The following is a 15,719-nucleotide window of genomic DNA, read 5'->3' on the forward strand; positions in this document are numbered from 1 at the left end:
AGCGTGCGCAGCTCCTGCACCTTGGGGTGATCGTCAGGCGCCCCATCGGGCAGCGGCAGGCCGGCGGGGTCGAAGATCTTCACCTCGGCCCCCAGGGCCTGCAGCAGGCGCGCGGCTTCGTAAGTCAGCAGCCGGCTGTACGAGCGCTCGCGCAGCGAGCCGTACAGCATCAGGATGCGTGGCGCATGGGTGGAGGGTGCGGCCACCGCCAGTTGCTGCGCGCTGGGCGTGGGCAGCAGGTCGCGCTGCAGCGACGGCAGTTGATCGGGCTCAGTCACCAAGGCGCACTCCGTCGTCCACCACCTGCTCACCGTCTTCCTTGGTGAAGGGCGGCAGCGGCGGCACGGGCAGCAGCTCGAGCACCGCCTCCGAAGGTCGGCACAGCTTGGTGCCCAGCGGCGTCACCACCACCGGCCGGTTCATCAGCACCGGGTGGCGGCCGATGGCGTCCAGCAGCTCATCGTCGGTCCACCTGGCGTTGCCCAGGTCCAGCTCGGCGTAGGGCGTGCCCTTTTCGCGCAGCAGCGCGCGCACCGGCATATCCATTGCCCGCAGCAGGGCCTGCAGCTCGGCCTTGCTGGGTGGCGTCTTCAGGTACTCGACCACCGTGGGCTCGATGCCGGCATGCCGGATCAGCGCCAGCGTGTTGCGGGAGGTGCCGCAGGCGGGGTTGTGGAAGATGGTGACGGGGATCATGGCATCAGACCTGTGCAAGGCCGCGCTCGTACCAGGCGCGGGAACGGTTGACGACCGCCACGACGGCCAGCATCACGGGCACTTCGATGAGCACGCCCACGACGGTGGCCAGGGCCGCGCCGGACTGGAAGCCGAACAGGCTGATGGCCGCCGCCACCGCCAGTTCGAAGAAATTGCTGGCGCCGATGAGCGCCGACGGACCGGCCACGCAGTGCTGCACGCCCATGCGGCGGTTGAGCCAGTACGCCAGACCCGAGTTCAGCACCACCTGGATGAGGATGGGCACCGCCAGCAGCGCGATGACCAGCGGCTGCGCCAGGATGGCCTGCCCCTGAAACGCGAACAGCAGCACCAGCGTGAGCAGCAGCGCCGCGATCGAGAACGGCCCCAGCCGCGCCGCCACCGCCTGGAGGTGCGCAGTGCCGCGCGACAGCAGCCGCTGGCGCCACGCCTGCGCGATGACCACCGGCACCACGATGTACAGGCCCACCGAGGTGAGCAGCGTGTCCCACGGCACGGTGATGGACGACAGGCCCAGCAGCAGCGCCACGATGGGCGCGAAGGCCACCACCATGATGGCGTCGTTCAGGGCCACCTGCGACAGCGTGAAGTAGGGGTCGCCCTTGCACAGCTGGCTCCAGACGAACACCATCGCCGTGCAAGGCGCGGCTGCCAGCAGGATGAGGCCGGCCACGTAGCTGTCCAGCTGCTCGGCGGGCAGCCAGGGCGCAAACACCTGCCGCACGAAGATCCACGCCAGCAGCGCCATCGACAACGGCTTGACCGCCCAGTTGATGAACAGCGTGACGCCGATGCCGCGCACATGTGCCTTGACCTGCCCGAGTGCCGAGAAGTCGATCTTCAGCAGCATCGGGATGATCATCACCCAGATGAGCACCCCCACCGGCAGGTTCACCCTGGCCAGCTCCAGGTGGCCGATGGCCTGGAACACACCGGGTGCAGCCTGCCCCAGCAGGATGCCCACGACGATGCACAGCGCCACCCACACGCTGAGGTAACGCTCGAAAAAGCCGATGGCCGGCGCGGGTGCTTGTGGGGTGGCCGTCGTCATGCCGCAGGCGCCTTCAGCAGCCGCAGGCCGGTGCCGGCTGCGGCACGCAGGCCATGCCGGCGCAGCAGTTCTCGGTGAGGTAGCCCACCATCTGGTTGATGCGCGCGATCTCGGCGCGGTAGATCAGGAAGCGGCTCTCTCGCTCGACCGACACCAGGCCGCTGCGCGACAGCTCCTTCAGGTGAAAGGACAGCGTGGCCGCGGCAATGCCCAGGCCTTCCTGCATCACGCCGGGCGTGAGGCCAGCCGGCCCGGCCACCACCAGGGCGCGAAACACCTGCAGGCGAACGGCATGGGCCAGGGCAGCGAGGCCCGCGATGACGTCTGACTCTTCCATATTTCGACTATAGACGAAATGTGTGGCCCACACGGCCCGTCACGCCGGCGGCTCGCAGGCCGGCAACAGCAGGCCGAAGCTGCTGCCATGGCCCACGCGCGAGCGCACCGCCAGCGCATGCCCCAGCCGCTCGGACTGCTTGTGCACCAGCGCCAGGCCCAGGCCCTGGCCTTCGTCGTGGCGGCTGCTGCGGTCGTCGAAGCGGCGGTAGGCGACGAAGAGCTGCGGCAGCACCTCGCCCGGAATGCCCGGCCCGCTGTCGATCACCTGCAGCAGCCAAAGGTCGCCGCGCCGCCGCAACACCAGCCGCACGCCGCCCTGGCGGGTGTAGCGCAGTGCGTTGCTCAACAGGTTGTCGACGATGGACTGCAGCATCATCGGGTCGCTGTCGGCCCAGGCGGTGCGGGCCGTGGCGCCGGTGCGGCTGCGCAACTGCAGCCCCTTGTCGGCTGCCTGCGCCGCGAACTGCGCCAGCCGCTCCGCGATGAAGGCGGGCAGGTCGATCGGCCGCCGCGCCACCTGCGCTTCGCCCGCTTCCAGGCGAGAGAGTTCCAGCAGCCGCGTCAGCTGGCCCGTCATCGCGCGCATCGCGCCGTCCATCGGCGTGCACAGCTCGGCCACCCGTTGCGGCGACAGCTCGTCGGCGCGCAGCGAGCGCAAAAAGCGCAGGTGCAGCGCCATCGCATGCACCGGCTGGCGCAGGTCGTGGCTGACGCCGGCCAGGAACAGGCTCTTGGCCCGCAGCGCGGCCTGCACCGCATCGCGCTCCACGCGCAGCGCCTCGGCCAGCCGGGCGTTCTGTCGCGTGACCTGCAGCGTGTGGCGCATGGCTGCATGCTGGTTGCGGCCGAAGGCCATCAGCACCACCAGCGAGAACGCGATGGTGAGTCCGCCTGCCAGCGACACGCCGCCGCCGATCAGGATCGACTGCGCGATGAAGGGCAGCTGGGCCGTGAGCAGGTACACACGCAGCGCCTTGGGCAGGGGCGCGGCCGAGTTGACGGCACCGCTGTTCATGCCCACCAGCATGGCCACCGAGAAGAAGTCGAGGAAGGCATTGCGGCCGGTGTAGCTCACCCACGGCAGCACCCCCCACGACAGGCCCTGCAGCGCCATCAGCCAGAAGACCTGCCGCTCCGCGGCCAGCAGGCCGGCCATGTTCAGCGCAGCCAGGCGCGGCGCCAGCTGCAGCGCATGGCGGTGGCGCAGCGCCGCCAGCAGCAGCACCACCGCGGCCCAGGGCAGCACCCCCTGGCGCACGCCATGGCCCAGCAGCACGGCGGTGGTGGTCAGGCAGATGAGCACGTTGCCCAACGCCACCGTGCGCCGGTGCGACAGCAGCGTGGCCAGCAGCTCTCGGCGCACTTCGCGCTCGTCGTCAGCGCCGTCTGCAACAACCTTCATGCTATGTTTCCGGCGTGGAGGCCGGCCGGATTATCAGCATCGTCGTCGCGGAAGACCATGCCCTGGTGCGGCAGGGTCTGAAGCTGGTGCTGTCGCGTGAAGCACGCATCCAGTGGCTGGCGGAAGCGGGTGACGGCCCCACGGCAGTGGCTCTCACGCGGCGCCTGCAGCCCGACCTGCTGCTGCTGGACCTGGGCCTGCCGGGCCTGGACGGCCTGGACGTGATGCAGGCCATCACGCAGGAGCAACTGCCCACGCGGGTGCTGGTGGTCACCGCCCGGCAGGACGCTTCTTCGGTGCGTGCCTCGCTCTCGTACGGCGCGCATGGCTATGTGCTCAAGACCGACGACGCCGACGAGCTGATCGGCGCCATCTTCAGCGTGGCTGCCGGCGGCTACTACGTGAGCGTGGAACTGGCCAGCGTGTTCGAGCGCGAGAACAGCGCCGAGCGAGAGCCGCTGAGCAGCCGCGAACTCGACATCGCCGCCCGCGTGGGCCGGGGCATGGCCAGCAAGGCCATCGGGCGCGAGCTGGGCATCTCGGAGCACACGGTGCGCAAGCACCGCGAGAACATCGCCCGCAAGCTGGGCCTGCGCAACGCGGCCGAGCTGGTGGCCTGGTCCATCCGCCATCGCCTGTGAATCCCTAGCCTGGCAGGGGCCGCGCCCTGGCCCGCTACGCCGTAGTTCGTATTGAGCGCGCGCCCCCTGCGCCCGCCCAATACGCAGCGCCGCGCCATCGGCCGGCCTTGGGGCAAGGAGTCACGACCATGAAGCAATGGATGAGGAGCGCGCTGGCCAGCCTGGCCGCGCTGGTGGCCACCATGGTGGCCTCGCCGCCCGCGCAGGCGGCGGTACACATACCCGACTGCGGCGGCGAAAACCAGCGGGTGTGCAAATGGACCGACCAGGAGTACTACGACACGGGCCTGGGTTCGTGCGAGTACGACCTGAAGGAAAGCAACGGCGTCTGCGTCAACGACAAGCGGCGCATCTGGGCCGGCCGCAATGCCTGGCTGGAATGGGCGCTGAAGCAGCAGCGCTACGGCATCTCGGTCAACGAGCCGATCAACTGGGTGCCGCACGTCAGCGGCCACAACGCGTTCAGCAGCCGCAACCAGGGCTTCGGCATCGACCAGTCCAACCAGACCTACTCGATCACCGACCAGCTGCGCATGGGCGTGCGCTTCCTGGAGATCGACCCGCACTATTCCGAAGGCCAGTACGTGGTGTGCCACAACGGCAAGCAGGTGTGCCTGCCCAGCTACCGTCGGCGCCTGGCCTATGTGTTCGACGAGATCCGCAACTGGCTGCGCGACAACCCCGACGAGGTGCTGTTCATCAAGCTCGACGAGCATGTAGGCGACAACACCGCCGGCCTGGGCGAGCTGATCAACCACTACTTCGGCAACACCGTCTACAAGCGCGCCGCTGATCCGAAGCAGTGGCCGACGGTGGCGCAGGTGCGGGCGGCCGGCAAGCAGGTGCTGCTGGCCACGCGCAACTCGCAGATCAGCAGCACCACCTACATGTGGTACTTCGACGCCAACTACGCCACCACCAACGACCATCCCAAGGACTTCGACCTCAGTGTCTGCACCGACGGCGATGGCCGCGCCATCTACTCACGCCCGAAGTGGATGTGGGGCGCGGTGGCCGAGGGCCGCTCGGCCAGCAACCTCTTCGACATGACCGGTCTCATTCCTTCCGGGCAGGCGGTGGCCACCTTGCTGCGCTGCGGCGTCTCGGTGGTCGGTCTGGACTACCTGGATGCGCTGGGCGACTCGGCCATCACCATCTTCCGCAGCTACGAGAAGGACGACCGCATCGCCGGCAGCGTGTGGACCTTCGAGCCCAACGACTACGGCCGCGCAGGCCCGGTCATGCTGCGTGGCAACACCGGCCGCTGGGCCTCGCGCCCGCCGGCGGAGCCGCGGCGCTTTGCCTGCGCGCTGGTGGACGCGAGCCAGAACTTCCAGTCGCGTGGCTTTCGCGTGACGCAGGCGGCCGACGTGTGGACGCGCGGCGAAGAAACCTGCAAGCGGGAGTTCGGCAACGGCTACCGCTTTGCGGTGCCCACGCTGCCGCACATCAACGATGCGCTGATGCGGGCCGCAGGGGGCCAGGACGTGTGGCTGAACCATGCACTGGTGGACCAGCGGGACCCCATCGCGCTGCCCGGCACGCTGCAGTTCATCACCCCGGTGGGGCTCAAGCCCACCGAGCCGCGCGACATCACCGTCTATGGCCGCACCGACCAGCCGCGCAGCCTGGTGGCCAAGGCCGATGTGGAGTGGCTGCAGCTGAGCTGGACCGACGGCACCGCCGTGCGCGAGGCCGGCAACCGCCTGCGGGTGAGCCTGGCGCCGCAGGCCCCGGCGGACCCGGGCGAATACAAGGGCACGGTGTCGGTGGGCTACCAGGACGGCAGCGGCACGGTCAGCCAGATTCCGGTGCTCTACCGCATCCAGCCCGAGCTGCTGATCGGCATCAACCCCGCGCGGGCGGTGGTGCGCCAGCCTGAAGAAGCGCGGCTGACCGTGCAACTGCTGGCGCGGGTGCCCAAGATGCCCATCAGCGGCGGCGCCGTGACGCTGCGCGAAGTGCTGACGCCGCCGACGGACACGCAGCCCGCCACCTACCGCGACCTGGGCACGCGCAACGTCCAGGGCTCGGGCGTGGACCTGAAGCTGGAGTTCGTGGTGCCCAGCCGCAGCCTGAACCAGGGCGTGCACCAGCTGGTGGCCGAGTACTCGGGCGGGCCCACCTATCTGGCCAGCCGCACCGGGCTCACGCCTTTGGAGGTGCTGCCGCGCATCGAGGTGCAGCCGGCGTCGGTCAGCTTCACGCTGCCGCCAGGTGGCCCGCTGCCCGCGCCGCAGGCGCTGAAGATCGCCGGTGCGCAGGCCGCGGTCAAGCTGGGCAAGCTGCCGGCCTGGGCCCAGGCGCAGCAGGTGGGCAACGAATGGCGCGTGGGCCTGAACGCCGCGGCGCTGCAGCTGCCCGCCGGCCGCTACGCCGCCAGCTTCTTGGTGAGCGACGGCCAGCCCGGCGAGAACACCGTGCCGCTGACGCTGGACGTGCAGCCTTCGGCCAGCGGCCTGCCGGTGCTGTATGCCAGCAGTGGCGGCCCGCGCCGCAGTGGCGCCGGTGATGAGCGCTATGTGCCGCTGCGCATCGTCAACAACGGGCCGGGTGCGGCGGTGGGGGTGCAGATCAACAGCATCGGCGTGGAAGTGCTCAGCGGCAGCGGCAACGTCACCGTGCGCGGTGGCCTGCCGATCGCGCTGCCCAGCCTGGCGGCCGGCGGCAGCGCCACGCCCGAGCTGCTGCTGCGCTGGCCCGCCACCGCCACCCGCGTGCGCCTGACGCTGAGCCTGACGGCCAACGACGGCAGCTACACCACCACCACCGCCGTGAGCCTGATCCGCTGAAGGCGGTTTCAGGGACGCTGACTTCCGGAGACTTGTATGGACAACTTGTGCATCCATCGCGCGCGCAAGGCCCCGGGCCGGCGCCTGCTGGCCGCTGCCGCCCTGTGCGCAGCCGGCCTGTGCGCGGCGCAGCCGGCCGCGGCGCTGCCGCTGATCGAACTGACCGCCCCCGGCGGCGACCTCAAGGGCCTGCCCGGCGAGACGGTGGGCTGGGGCTTCCGGCTGCAGGCCCAGCCGCTGGAATGGCTGAGCTTCATCGGATCGGCCCTGGTGGCCGAGACAGTGCCGGGCGCCGGCAGCTACACCGACCTGATCGGCCTGGCGGGCGGCCCTGCCGGTGGCGTGCTGCCGGCCGGCAACACGGTGTGGCGCATGCCGTACGACGGCCTCGGCCAGGGCCTGGGCCAGTACACGCTGGCCGCCACGGCCGTGCCCGGCACGGTGAACCAGGCCACGCTGCGGGTGCTGTTCGAGCGCTACTCGGACAACCCCTTCACCTGCGGCAGCTGCTTCATCGACGTCGGTCAGGCCGACCTGGCCGTCTCGGTGCGGGTGCTCACGCCCCCGGTGCCCGAGCCGGGCACGCTGGCCTTGTGGCTGGGCGGCGTGGGGGTGCTGGCGTGGGCGCGCAGGCGGACGCGATGAACGTGGTGGCGGCTCAGCCAGGCTGGCTGCGCCTGCCCGGCTCGGCCTGATGCAGGAACTTGGTGTACAGGTCGCGCGGCACCGGCAGGTCCAGCGCCCCCAGCATCTGCCCCACCGCGCCGCGGTGGTAGCCGCCGTGCGTGATGACGTGCATCAGCATTTCCTCGCGTGACATGCGGCCTGCGTCGCCGTCGGTGAAGTGGAAGTTGATGACCTCGGCCGCTTCGGTGGCTGACAGACCCGACACGTACTGCAGGTACCAGGCGTCGGTGGCTGCCACGTCGCGGCGCAGCTGTGCCAGCGTGGGCGTTTCCGGGGTGTTGGTCGCATCGAAGGGCCGCCGCTCGCCGCTCAGGTGGGCTTGGAAGATGCGGTCGACCACGTAGATATGGTTGAGCGTGCGGATGCAGCGGCGCCGTTGGTCGGCCTGCTGGTCGCCCACGGCAGCCAGGGCCGTGAACAGCTCGTCGTTGGACCAGGCCTTGTGGGCGAAGAGCGATGGGAGGGTAGTCAGTGGCATGGTGGTTCGCGGGTGGGGGAACGCAGCAAAACAACAAGGCCGAGAGTAGTGCCGGTGATGCACTGTGAAGCGTTATGCGTGAATATTGGTGCGACCGTCGTTCCGCGCAAAGCCCTGACATGCCCCCTCTTGCTGCAAGCCTCAGCCTGGCGGCGCTGGCGCTGGCCTTCGGCACGCCTTCTCACGCCCAGCTCGATGGCTGGTATGAATGCCAAGGCCGCAGCTTCGGCTATGTGCAGCTGTCGGCCGGCAGCATCGACTTCTACAACCTGCACTTCAACTGCCCGCGGCTGCGCATCGTCGGCCGCACGGCGGTGGTGACCCGGACGCAGCCCCGCACAACGCAGCTGCTGGTCGTCGACAACCGGTCGGTGCGGCGCGATTGCCCGTTCAGTGTGTTCGCCTGGAGCGCGGTCGGTGACGCAGGGCCGCCGCCGGTCGCCATCGACCTGCACGCCTACGAGGACATGGCCCAGTTCGAGCGGATCGATGCCGGGGTCGGCGTCAACGACGCCTTCAGCTGCGCCGCCTACCGGGTGGACGGCGACGGACCGCCGCAGATCGTGCCGCCGCAGGGCCGGCATGCCCGCAGCGTGCGTGACCAGCTGCGCGAGCGGGCCGCCCGACGCCGCCTCAGCGCCCCGCCGGCAGCAGCGGCGCCACGAACGCCCGCGCCACTGACAGATTGACGGCGGCCAGCTGCCGCAGCTCGGGCGACAGGGGCGCCGGCAGGTCTTCGGTGTGCGCGGCCTGCCAGAAGCGCTCGGCGGCCTGCCAGGCGCGGCCCCAGACCTCGGGGCGGGCGCCGATGCTGCCCACCCGGGGCGTGATGGGCAGCAGCGCCGGGTCCACGCCGCCGCCCAGCGAGGCATAACGCATCGGCAGGATGTCGTAGGCCGGGGCCAGGCCGGCGTAGTTGCCGTCTTCGCCGATCAGCAGCGCCAGGTTCTCGAAGTGGCGGTCGTTGTTGCCGATCAGCTCGCTGAAGGCGGCCAGCGTGTCCACGTGGCGGGCATCGGCCGCGCGCAGCACGCGGGCCTGTTCGCAGCGCGCGGCGAACTCGGGCCAGGCATCGCGCCGGCCGAACAGTGCATCGTCCACCGCGCCGGCCGACAGCACGCCCACCCGGCCGTGGCGCCCCACGCGGTCGAAGCGCTGCACCTCCAGGAACACATGTTCGGCCGTGACCAGCAAGGCCGTCTGCGCCGCCGGCACGCCCGCGCGGGCCAGCTCGCGCAGCGCCAGGTGTTCCAGCGGCAACAGCTCGGCCATGCGGCTGCCCCTGCGCGCGAACTTGACGAGCACATGACCCCGGTCTTCCACCAACGCCAGGAACTTGGGCTGGTCGCCGCCCAGGCCGGCACCATGCGGGCCCACGCTGGCGGTGCTGGCCTGGGCCTCGTATTGCGCGGCGCGCTGGTCCAGCGGCGTCGGCGGCAGGCCGCGCCAGTCCATGTCCCGCTGCAGCGACTGGTCGCCGAACACCAGGTTGCCCGCCAGGTTGAAGCCGCGCGTCAGCAGCCAGGCGGCGCGGTGGTCGTCGTGCCAGTCGGCCAGGCTGGCCGGAAAGTGGGCGTCGCCGGCTGCCGCCATCGCCAGTTCGCGGCCCAGGTAGCCGGCGGGCGCGGCCATGCGCAGGTAGGGCGGCAGGCCGGGATGCAGCACCGTGGTGCTGCCGCGGCGCTCCAGCGTGGCGCCGCCGTGCAGGAATTCAAGGTCGGCGAACGGCTCGATGCTGCCGCTGCGCAGCACCCGGTACACCCGCTGCCGGGGTGGCACGCCGCCGGGCAGGTCGCGCAGCAGCGCGTAACGCGGCGTGCGGTCGCCCTTGGTGCGAAAGCTGGTGACTGCGCCGTTGAGTCGCTGAATAGTTCGCGACAGCGTCGGCTGGCTGATGTCCAGCCGCTCCATCAGCTGGGCGGCCGACATCGCGCCTGAGCGCAGCAGGCGCTGCAGTGCTTGAGCGTGGTCGGTGACGGTGCCCGAAGTGCCGGCCATGAATCCCTGGATGAATAGTTCGCGGGATACTAGGGGCCTTGCTCGCGGCTGTCCAGCCACGAGTGTGTGAACGGGTTGACAGCCCCGCCCAACGTTGCTGCAGCTCACCCATCACTTTCACTGCCCCCCGCAAGTCCTTATTTTTGAAGCCATTTTTGCAGCCACTTACTTCGCGATGCGGCTGTAAGTAGTTGATTTCATTGAATTTTCTGACGCGCCGCGTTGACCCGGGGCGGTGCGTGAGCTAAAGTGGGGCGGAGTGGTGAATGGTGGGGGAAGCGGGTGAGTTTCGTGTTTCAGGGTGGGTCAGCGTTGACGCTGGACGGGAAGGGGCGGATGACCGTCCCGGCTCGCCATCGCGACGTGCTGACCGCTCTGTCGCAAGACAAGCTCACCATCACCAAGCATCCCAACCACTGCCTGCTCATCTTTCCGCGGCCCGCGTGGGAGCACTTCCGCGAAGAAATCATGGCCATGAAGACCAACGGCGACCTGTTTCGCCGGCTCTTCGTCGGCAGCGCCGTGGATGTCGAGATCGACAGTGGCTCGCGCGTGCTCATCTCCCCCGAGCTGCGCGCCTGGGCCGGCCTGGACAAGGACGTGATGCTGCTGGGCACCGGCCACCGCTTCGAGCTGTGGGACGTGCAGCGCCTGGCCGCCTACGAAGAAGAGCAGCTGTCCAAGGGCGACGTGGCGCAAGCCTTCATGGACCTGGGCCTGTGATGAGCACCGTGCAGCCCGCCGCCGCCTTCTCCCACGTCAGCGTGATGCTGAACGAGGCCGTCGAAGGCTGGTTCAGCCGTGCCGACGGCATCTATGTGGACGGCACCTTCGGCCGTGGCGGCCACTCGCGCGAGCTGCTGCGGCGGCTGTCGCCGCAGGGGCGCCTGATCGCCTTCGACAAGGACCCCGCCGCCATCGCCGCTGCACAAGACCAGTCAGCGACGACGCGGGTTTCAGACCCGCGTTTCTCCATCTTCCATGCCAGCTTCCGCGACATGCGCGAACGCCTGGCCAGCGTGGGCGTGCACCGGGTCGACGGCATCCTGCTGGACCTGGGTGTGTCGTCCCCGCAGATCGACGACCCGCAGCGCGGCTTCAGCTTCCGCTTCGACGGCCCGCTGGACATGCGCATGGACACGACGCGCGGCGAAAGCGCCGCGGATTTCCTGGCTCGCGCCGACGAGCGCCAGATCGCACAGGTGGTGAAGGACTATGGCGAAGAACGGTTTGCTGTGCAGATTGCAAAGGCGCTTGTGGCTCGGCGCGCAAGCGGGGACCCGGTGCGAACCACTGGCCAGCTTTCCGAGGTCGTGGCTCGTGCGGTCAAGACCCGTGAGCCGGGCCAGAACCCTGCCACGCGCACCTTTCAGGCTCTTCGGATTTTCGTCAACGCCGAGCTTGAGGAGCTCGAACAGGTCCTGAGCGACACGGTGGACCTGCTGGCCCCCGGCGGCCGGCTGGCGGTCATCAGCTTCCATTCGCTGGAAGACCGCATCGTCAAGACTTTCATCGCGCGCGAGAGCAAGCAGGTCTACGACCGCCGCGCGCCGTTCGCAGAGCCGGCGCCCACGCGGCTGCTGTCGCTGGGGCGCATCAAGCCGTCGGCCGAAGAAGTGGCCGCCAATGCGCGCTCGCGTTCGGCCATCCTGCGCGTGGCCGAACGCAAGTCGCCGGACCTGGAAGGACAGCCGTCGTGACGAGGCTCAACATCGTGCTGCTGGCCGCGCTGCTGGCCAGCTGCCTGTACCTGGTCAAGACCACGTACGACACCCGGCGCCTCTTCAACGAGATCGACCGCGCCAAGACGCTGCAGGCCAAGCTCGACATCGACTACAAGCGCCTGGAAGCCCAGCGCCAGGAACAGGCCACCCATCTGCGCGTGGAAAGGGTGGCGCGCGACCGGCTGCAGATGCGCACCGCCACCGCGGCCGTGACCCAGTACGTGGCCGATACCGGCGTGTCGGCGGCACCGGCTGCCGCTGCGGCATCGGCATCCACCCCTGCGGCGGAGGTGCGTTGATGGGCCTGTTCAGCAAGAAGGCGCCGGCCACCGGTGCGCGCATGACCAAGCGCCCCAAGCCGCCCAAGGACGGTGGCGACCGCCGCCGCGCCGCGGCCAGCGTGCGCAGCCTGTCGTATGCGCAAAGCCCGCTGCTGGCGGCCAAGACGCCGCCCGGCCGCAGCAAGTTCATCGTGGCCCTGGTGGGCCTGGGCTTTTGCCTGCTGATCGGCCGCGCGGTCTACATCCAGGCCATCGGCACCGAGTTCTACCTGAGCGAAGGCGAGAAGCGCTACGCCCACACGCTGGAGCTGCGCGCCAGCCGCGGCCGCATCCTCGACCGCAACGGCCTGCTGCTGGCCACCAGCGTGTCGGTGCCTTCCATCTGGGCCATCCCGCGCGACGTCAAGGCCACGCCCGAGCAGCGGCGCGAACTGGCCCGCCTGCTGGACATGCCCTCGGCCGAGCTGGACAAGAAGCTGGACGACGGCAGCCGCTTCGCCTGGCTCAAGCGCCAGGTGGACGACGAGCTCTGGAAGAAGATCCGCGCCCTCAAGATCGAAGGCGTGTACGAGGTCAACGAGTACCGCCGCAAGTACCCCGAGGGCGAGGCGGCCGCGCACCTGGTGGGCTTCACCAACCTGGAAGACGTGGGCCAGGAAGGCATCGAACTGGCCTTCGAGAACGAGCTCAAGGGCCGCAACGGATCGCGCGAGGTGGTCAAGGACCGCCTGGGCCGCGTGGTGGAAGACATGGGCCAGCAGGTGGACGCGGCCAATGGCCAGGACATCCAGCTGTCGGTCGATTCCAAGGTGCAGTTCTTCGCCTACCAGCGCATCCGCGACGCGGTGGCCGAGCACAAGGCCAAGGCCGGCAGCGTGGTGGTGCTGGACGCCAAGACCGGCGAAGTGCTGGCGCTGGCCAACTACCCCAGCTTCGATCCCGGCGACCGCCGCAAGCTCACCGGCGCGCAGCTGCGCAATCGCGCGCTGACCGACACCTTCGAGCCCGGCTCCACGATGAAGCCGCTGGTGGTGTCTTGGGCGCTGCAGACCAAGCGTGTCACGCCCGACACGCCGATCAACGTCGCCCCGGGCCGCATCACCATCACCGGCAGCACCATCAGCGATTCGCACGCCTATGGCGTGCTGACGGTCAGCGAGGTGATCCAGAAGTCCAGCAACGTCGGCACCGTGAAGATGGCGATGCAGATGGACCGCAAGGAAATGTGGGACGTCTTCACCGCCGTCGGCCTGGGCCAGAAGCCGCAGCTGCGCTTCCCGGGTGCCGTCACCGGCCGGCTGCGTCCTTGGAAGACCTGGCGCCCGATCGAGCAGGCCACCATGAGCTACGGCTACGGCCTGTCGGCCTCGCTGTTCCAGCTGGCGCGGGCCTACACCGTGTTCGCGCGTGATGGCGACCTGGCGCCGGTGACCATGCTCAAGCAGGAGCATGCGGTGCAGGGCACGCCGGTGTTCAAGCCCGAAGTGGCGCACACCATGCGCGAGATGCTGCACAGCGTGTCGCTCAAGGGCGGTACCGCGCCGCAGGCGCAGGCGGTGGGCTACTCCGTGGGCGGCAAGACCGGCACGGCCCACAAGCAGGAAGGTCGCTCCTACGCCGGCAACAAATACCGCGCGTGGTTCGTCGGCATCGCGCCCATCAGCGACCCGCGCATCGTGGTCGCCGTGATGGTGGACGAACCCAGCAATGGCCAATATTTCGGCGGCACCGTGGCCGCGCCCGTGTTCAGCCAGGTGGTGCAGAACACGCTGCGCATGATGGGCGTGCCGCCCGACATCGAAGTGCAGCCGCAGATCGTGACCCGCGACATCCCGGCCGCACAGGAAAGTTTCTAAGTGTCCCTGACCCGCCTCAAATCCCCCGACGCCGCGGCCCGCTGGCTGCGCGAGTGGGTGACCGGCACCTTGCGCGCCGACAGCCGCCAGGTGCAACCGGGCGATGCCTTCATCGCCTGGCCCGGCTACGCCACCGACGGCCGGCAGTTCGCGCGTTCGGCCCTGGTGGCCGGCGCCGCCACCTGCCTGGTCGAGCATGAGGGCGTCGAAGCCTTCGCCTTCGACAACGCCCGCATCGCCTCGCTGCCGCAGCTCAAGGCCGCCACCGGCCCCATCGCCGACGCCTTCTTCGACCACCCCAGCGCGCAGATGGACGTGGTGGCCACCACCGGCACCAACGGCAAGACCTCCACCGCCTGGTGGACGGCGCAGGCCCTGGCCACGCTGGGCCGGCGCTGCGGCGTCATCGGCACGCTGGGCATCGGCGAGCCCAACGGCCAGATCCGGTTCACCGGCCTGACCACGCCCGACCCGGTGACGCTGCACCGCGCGCTGCGCGACTTCCACACCGGCGGCGTGCATGCCTGCGCGATCGAGGCCTCGTCCATCGGCATCACCGAGCACCGGCTCGACGGCTTGCGGGTGCGGGTGGCGCTGTTCACCAACTTCACGCAGGACCACCTCGACTACCACGGCTCGATGCAGGCCTACTGGGCCGCCAAGCGCGCGCTGTTCGACTGGCCGGGCCTGAAGGCCGCGGTCATCAACATCGACGATGCGCAGGGCCAGCAACTGGCGCGCGAGCCGCTGGCGGCCGAGCGCTGGACCGTCTCAGCCCTGCAGACCGCGCGGCTGCGGGCGCAGAACATCGGCTATGCCGACGGCGGCCTGGCCTTCGAGGTGATCGAAGGCGACCGCGGCGCCGTGGTGCGCAGCACGCTGATCGGCGACTTCAACGTGCACAACCTGCTGGTGGTCATCGGCGGGCTGCGGGCGCTGGGCATCTCGCTGCACGACGCGTGCAGCGTGGTCCCGTACTTCACGCCCGTGCCCGGTCGCATGCAGCGGGTGCAGCTTGCCTCGCAAACCCCGCTGCCCGAGCTGGTGGTGGACTACGCCCACACCCCCGACGCGCTGGAAAAGGCACTGCTGGCGCTGCGCCCCTTCGCGCAGGCGCGCGGCGGCCAGCTGCTGTGCGTGTTCGGCTGCGGCGGCAACCGCGACGCCACCAAGCGACCGCAGATGGGCGCCATCGCGGCCCGTCTGGCGCAGCGCGTGCTGCTGACCAGCGACAACCCGCGCGGTGAAGACCCCGAGGCCATCCTGGCGCAGATCGCCGCCGGCATCGAGCGTGGCCATGTGGACGCCACCGTGATCGCCGACCGCCGCGCCGCGATCGCCGAGGCGGTGAACAGCGCTTCGCCGAATGACGTGATTGTGCTGGCCGGCAAGGGCCATGAGGACTACCAGGAGATCCAGGGTGTGAAGCACCCGTTCTCCGACGCGGCCGAAGCCATGGCCGCGCTGGCGGCGCGCCAGGCCCGCGACATCGCCAACGGCGCTGGTGCCAGTGCAGGAGCGGGCGCATGAACGGCACCCCCATGACCACCCTGGGCGAGCTGGCCGCGCTGCTGCCCGATGCACTGCTGGTGGGCGATGCCGCCACGCCGGTGCTGCGTGTGCACAGCGACACCCGCACGCTGCAGCCGGGCGACCTGTTCGTGGCGTTGCGTGGCGAGCGCTTCGATGCGCACGACTTTTTGCCGCAGGCGCGCCAGGCCGGTGCCGTGGCCGCGCTGGCCGAGCATGGCCT

General features: G+C 69.8%; 17 protein-coding genes. 10 read left to right on the plus strand and 7 right to left on the minus strand.

Features of this window, described 5'->3' with window-relative positions; translation table 11 throughout:
- From ABNT58_RS00240 to ABNT58_RS00260, 5 genes are all read right to left on the minus strand, one after another.
- Positions 1 to 239, minus strand: a 239-nt coding sequence (locus tag ABNT58_RS00240) for an NAD(P)H-dependent oxidoreductase (RefSeq protein ID WP_348751525.1), incomplete at its 3' end; no start/stop codon positions are given.
- Positions 240 to 270: 31 nt separating this feature from the next.
- Positions 271 to 696, minus strand: a complete 426-nt coding sequence (arsC, locus tag ABNT58_RS00245) for an arsenate reductase (glutaredoxin) (RefSeq protein ID WP_348751511.1) — start codon at positions 694 to 696, stop codon at positions 271 to 273.
- A 4-nt stretch (positions 697 to 700) separates the two neighbouring features.
- Entirely contained in the window at positions 701 to 1,768 is a 1,068-nt protein-coding gene (arsB, locus tag ABNT58_RS00250; protein WP_348751512.1) for an ACR3 family arsenite efflux transporter, read from the minus strand.
- 13 nt (positions 1,769 to 1,781) lie between these two features.
- Positions 1,782 to 2,105, minus strand: a complete 324-nt coding sequence (locus ABNT58_RS00255) for a helix-turn-helix domain-containing protein (RefSeq protein ID WP_348751513.1) — start codon at positions 2,103 to 2,105, stop codon at positions 1,782 to 1,784.
- 39 nt (positions 2,106 to 2,144) lie between these two features.
- Positions 2,145 to 3,509: a HAMP domain-containing sensor histidine kinase gene (locus ABNT58_RS00260; protein WP_348751514.1), complete on the minus strand. Its 1,365-nt coding sequence runs from the start codon at positions 3,507 to 3,509 to the stop codon at positions 2,145 to 2,147.
- A gap of 14 nt (positions 3,510 to 3,523) precedes the next feature.
- Between ABNT58_RS00260 and ABNT58_RS00265 the strand changes: the two genes are divergently transcribed.
- From ABNT58_RS00265 to ABNT58_RS00275, 3 genes are all read left to right on the plus strand, one after another.
- Entirely contained in the window at positions 3,524 to 4,150 is a 627-nt protein-coding gene (locus ABNT58_RS00265) for a response regulator transcription factor (RefSeq protein WP_348751515.1), read from the plus strand.
- Between the two features lie 128 nt (positions 4,151 to 4,278).
- Positions 4,279 to 6,942: a phosphatidylinositol-specific phospholipase C domain-containing protein gene (locus ABNT58_RS00270; protein WP_348751516.1), complete on the plus strand. Its 2,664-nt coding sequence runs from the start codon at positions 4,279 to 4,281 to the stop codon at positions 6,940 to 6,942.
- Between the two features lie 36 nt (positions 6,943 to 6,978).
- Entirely contained in the window at positions 6,979 to 7,587 is a 609-nt protein-coding gene (locus ABNT58_RS00275) for a PEP-CTERM sorting domain-containing protein (RefSeq protein ID WP_348751517.1), read from the plus strand.
- A 13-nt stretch (positions 7,588 to 7,600) separates the two neighbouring features.
- Here ABNT58_RS00275 and ABNT58_RS00280 read toward each other — a convergent pair whose 3' ends face one another.
- The gene (locus tag ABNT58_RS00280; protein ID WP_348751518.1) at positions 7,601 to 8,107 is read right to left on the minus strand and encodes a DinB family protein; all 507 of its coding nucleotides are present in this window, start codon (positions 8,105 to 8,107) and stop codon (positions 7,601 to 7,603) included.
- Between the two features lie 119 nt (positions 8,108 to 8,226).
- Between ABNT58_RS00280 and ABNT58_RS00285 the strand changes: the two genes are divergently transcribed.
- The gene (locus tag ABNT58_RS00285; protein ID WP_348751519.1) at positions 8,227 to 8,796 is read left to right on the plus strand and encodes a hypothetical protein; all 570 of its coding nucleotides are present in this window, start codon (positions 8,227 to 8,229) and stop codon (positions 8,794 to 8,796) included.
- Here the strand turns inward: ABNT58_RS00285 and ABNT58_RS00290 are convergent.
- Entirely contained in the window at positions 8,741 to 10,105 is a 1,365-nt protein-coding gene (locus tag ABNT58_RS00290; RefSeq protein ID WP_348751520.1) for a HipA domain-containing protein, read from the minus strand. The genes ABNT58_RS00285 and ABNT58_RS00290 overlap by 56 nt on opposite strands.
- 291 nt (positions 10,106 to 10,396) lie before the next feature.
- Between ABNT58_RS00290 and mraZ the strand changes: the two genes are divergently transcribed.
- The 6 genes from mraZ to ABNT58_RS00320 form a co-directional block, all read left to right on the plus strand.
- Positions 10,397 to 10,828, plus strand: coding sequence for a division/cell wall cluster transcriptional repressor MraZ (gene mraZ / locus ABNT58_RS00295; protein WP_348751526.1), 432 nt, complete (start codon positions 10,397 to 10,399; stop codon positions 10,826 to 10,828).
- Complete coding sequence (gene rsmH, locus ABNT58_RS00300; protein WP_348751521.1) at positions 10,828 to 11,805, plus strand: 16S rRNA (cytosine(1402)-N(4))-methyltransferase RsmH; 978 nt, start codon at positions 10,828 to 10,830, stop codon at positions 11,803 to 11,805. Before mraZ ends, rsmH begins: the two co-directional genes overlap by 1 nt.
- Positions 11,802 to 12,128, plus strand: a complete 327-nt coding sequence (ftsL, locus tag ABNT58_RS00305) for a cell division protein FtsL (RefSeq protein WP_348751522.1) — start codon at positions 11,802 to 11,804, stop codon at positions 12,126 to 12,128. The genes rsmH and ftsL overlap by 4 nt, the downstream gene beginning before the upstream one ends.
- Positions 12,129 to 12,169: 41 nt before the next feature.
- Entirely contained in the window at positions 12,170 to 13,966 is a 1,797-nt protein-coding gene (locus tag ABNT58_RS00310) for a penicillin-binding protein 2 (protein WP_348751527.1), read from the plus strand.
- Positions 13,967 to 15,496, plus strand: coding sequence for a UDP-N-acetylmuramoyl-L-alanyl-D-glutamate--2,6-diaminopimelate ligase (locus tag ABNT58_RS00315; RefSeq protein WP_348751523.1), 1,530 nt, complete (start codon positions 13,967 to 13,969; stop codon positions 15,494 to 15,496).
- Positions 15,493 to 15,719, plus strand: a 227-nt coding sequence (locus tag ABNT58_RS00320; protein WP_348751524.1) for a Mur ligase domain-containing protein, incomplete at its 3' end; no start/stop codon positions are given. The genes ABNT58_RS00315 and ABNT58_RS00320, both read left to right, overlap by 4 nt.

Source organism: uncultured Aquincola sp. (assembly GCF_964001545.1).
GTDB lineage: Bacteria > Pseudomonadota > Gammaproteobacteria > Burkholderiales > Burkholderiaceae_C > Aquincola.

Excerpts from the sequence above, each read along its gene's own strand:
- arsC (WP_348751511.1), bottom strand. The coding sequence starts at position 696 with ATGATCCCCGTCACCATCTTCCACAACCCCGCCTGCGGCACCTCCCGC.
- arsB (WP_348751512.1), bottom strand. The coding sequence starts at position 1,768 with ATGACGACGGCCACCCCACAAGCACCCGCGCCGGCCATCGGCTTTTTC.
- ABNT58_RS00255 (WP_348751513.1), bottom strand. The coding sequence starts at position 2,105 with ATGGAAGAGTCAGACGTCATCGCGGGCCTCGCTGCCCTGGCCCATGCC.
- ABNT58_RS00260 (WP_348751514.1), bottom strand. The coding sequence starts at position 3,509 with ATGAAGGTTGTTGCAGACGGCGCTGACGACGAGCGCGAAGTGCGCCGA.
- ABNT58_RS00270 (WP_348751516.1), top strand. The coding sequence starts at position 4,279 with ATGAAGCAATGGATGAGGAGCGCGCTGGCCAGCCTGGCCGCGCTGGTG.
- ABNT58_RS00275 (WP_348751517.1), top strand. The coding sequence starts at position 6,979 with ATGGACAACTTGTGCATCCATCGCGCGCGCAAGGCCCCGGGCCGGCGC.
- ABNT58_RS00280 (WP_348751518.1), bottom strand. The coding sequence starts at position 8,107 with ATGCCACTGACTACCCTCCCATCGCTCTTCGCCCACAAGGCCTGGTCC.
- ABNT58_RS00285 (WP_348751519.1), top strand. The coding sequence starts at position 8,227 with ATGCCCCCTCTTGCTGCAAGCCTCAGCCTGGCGGCGCTGGCGCTGGCC.
- ABNT58_RS00290 (WP_348751520.1), bottom strand. The coding sequence starts at position 10,105 with ATGGCCGGCACTTCGGGCACCGTCACCGACCACGCTCAAGCACTGCAG.
- rsmH (WP_348751521.1), top strand. The coding sequence starts at position 10,828 with ATGAGCACCGTGCAGCCCGCCGCCGCCTTCTCCCACGTCAGCGTGATG.
- ABNT58_RS00310 (WP_348751527.1), top strand. The coding sequence starts at position 12,170 with ATGACCAAGCGCCCCAAGCCGCCCAAGGACGGTGGCGACCGCCGCCGC.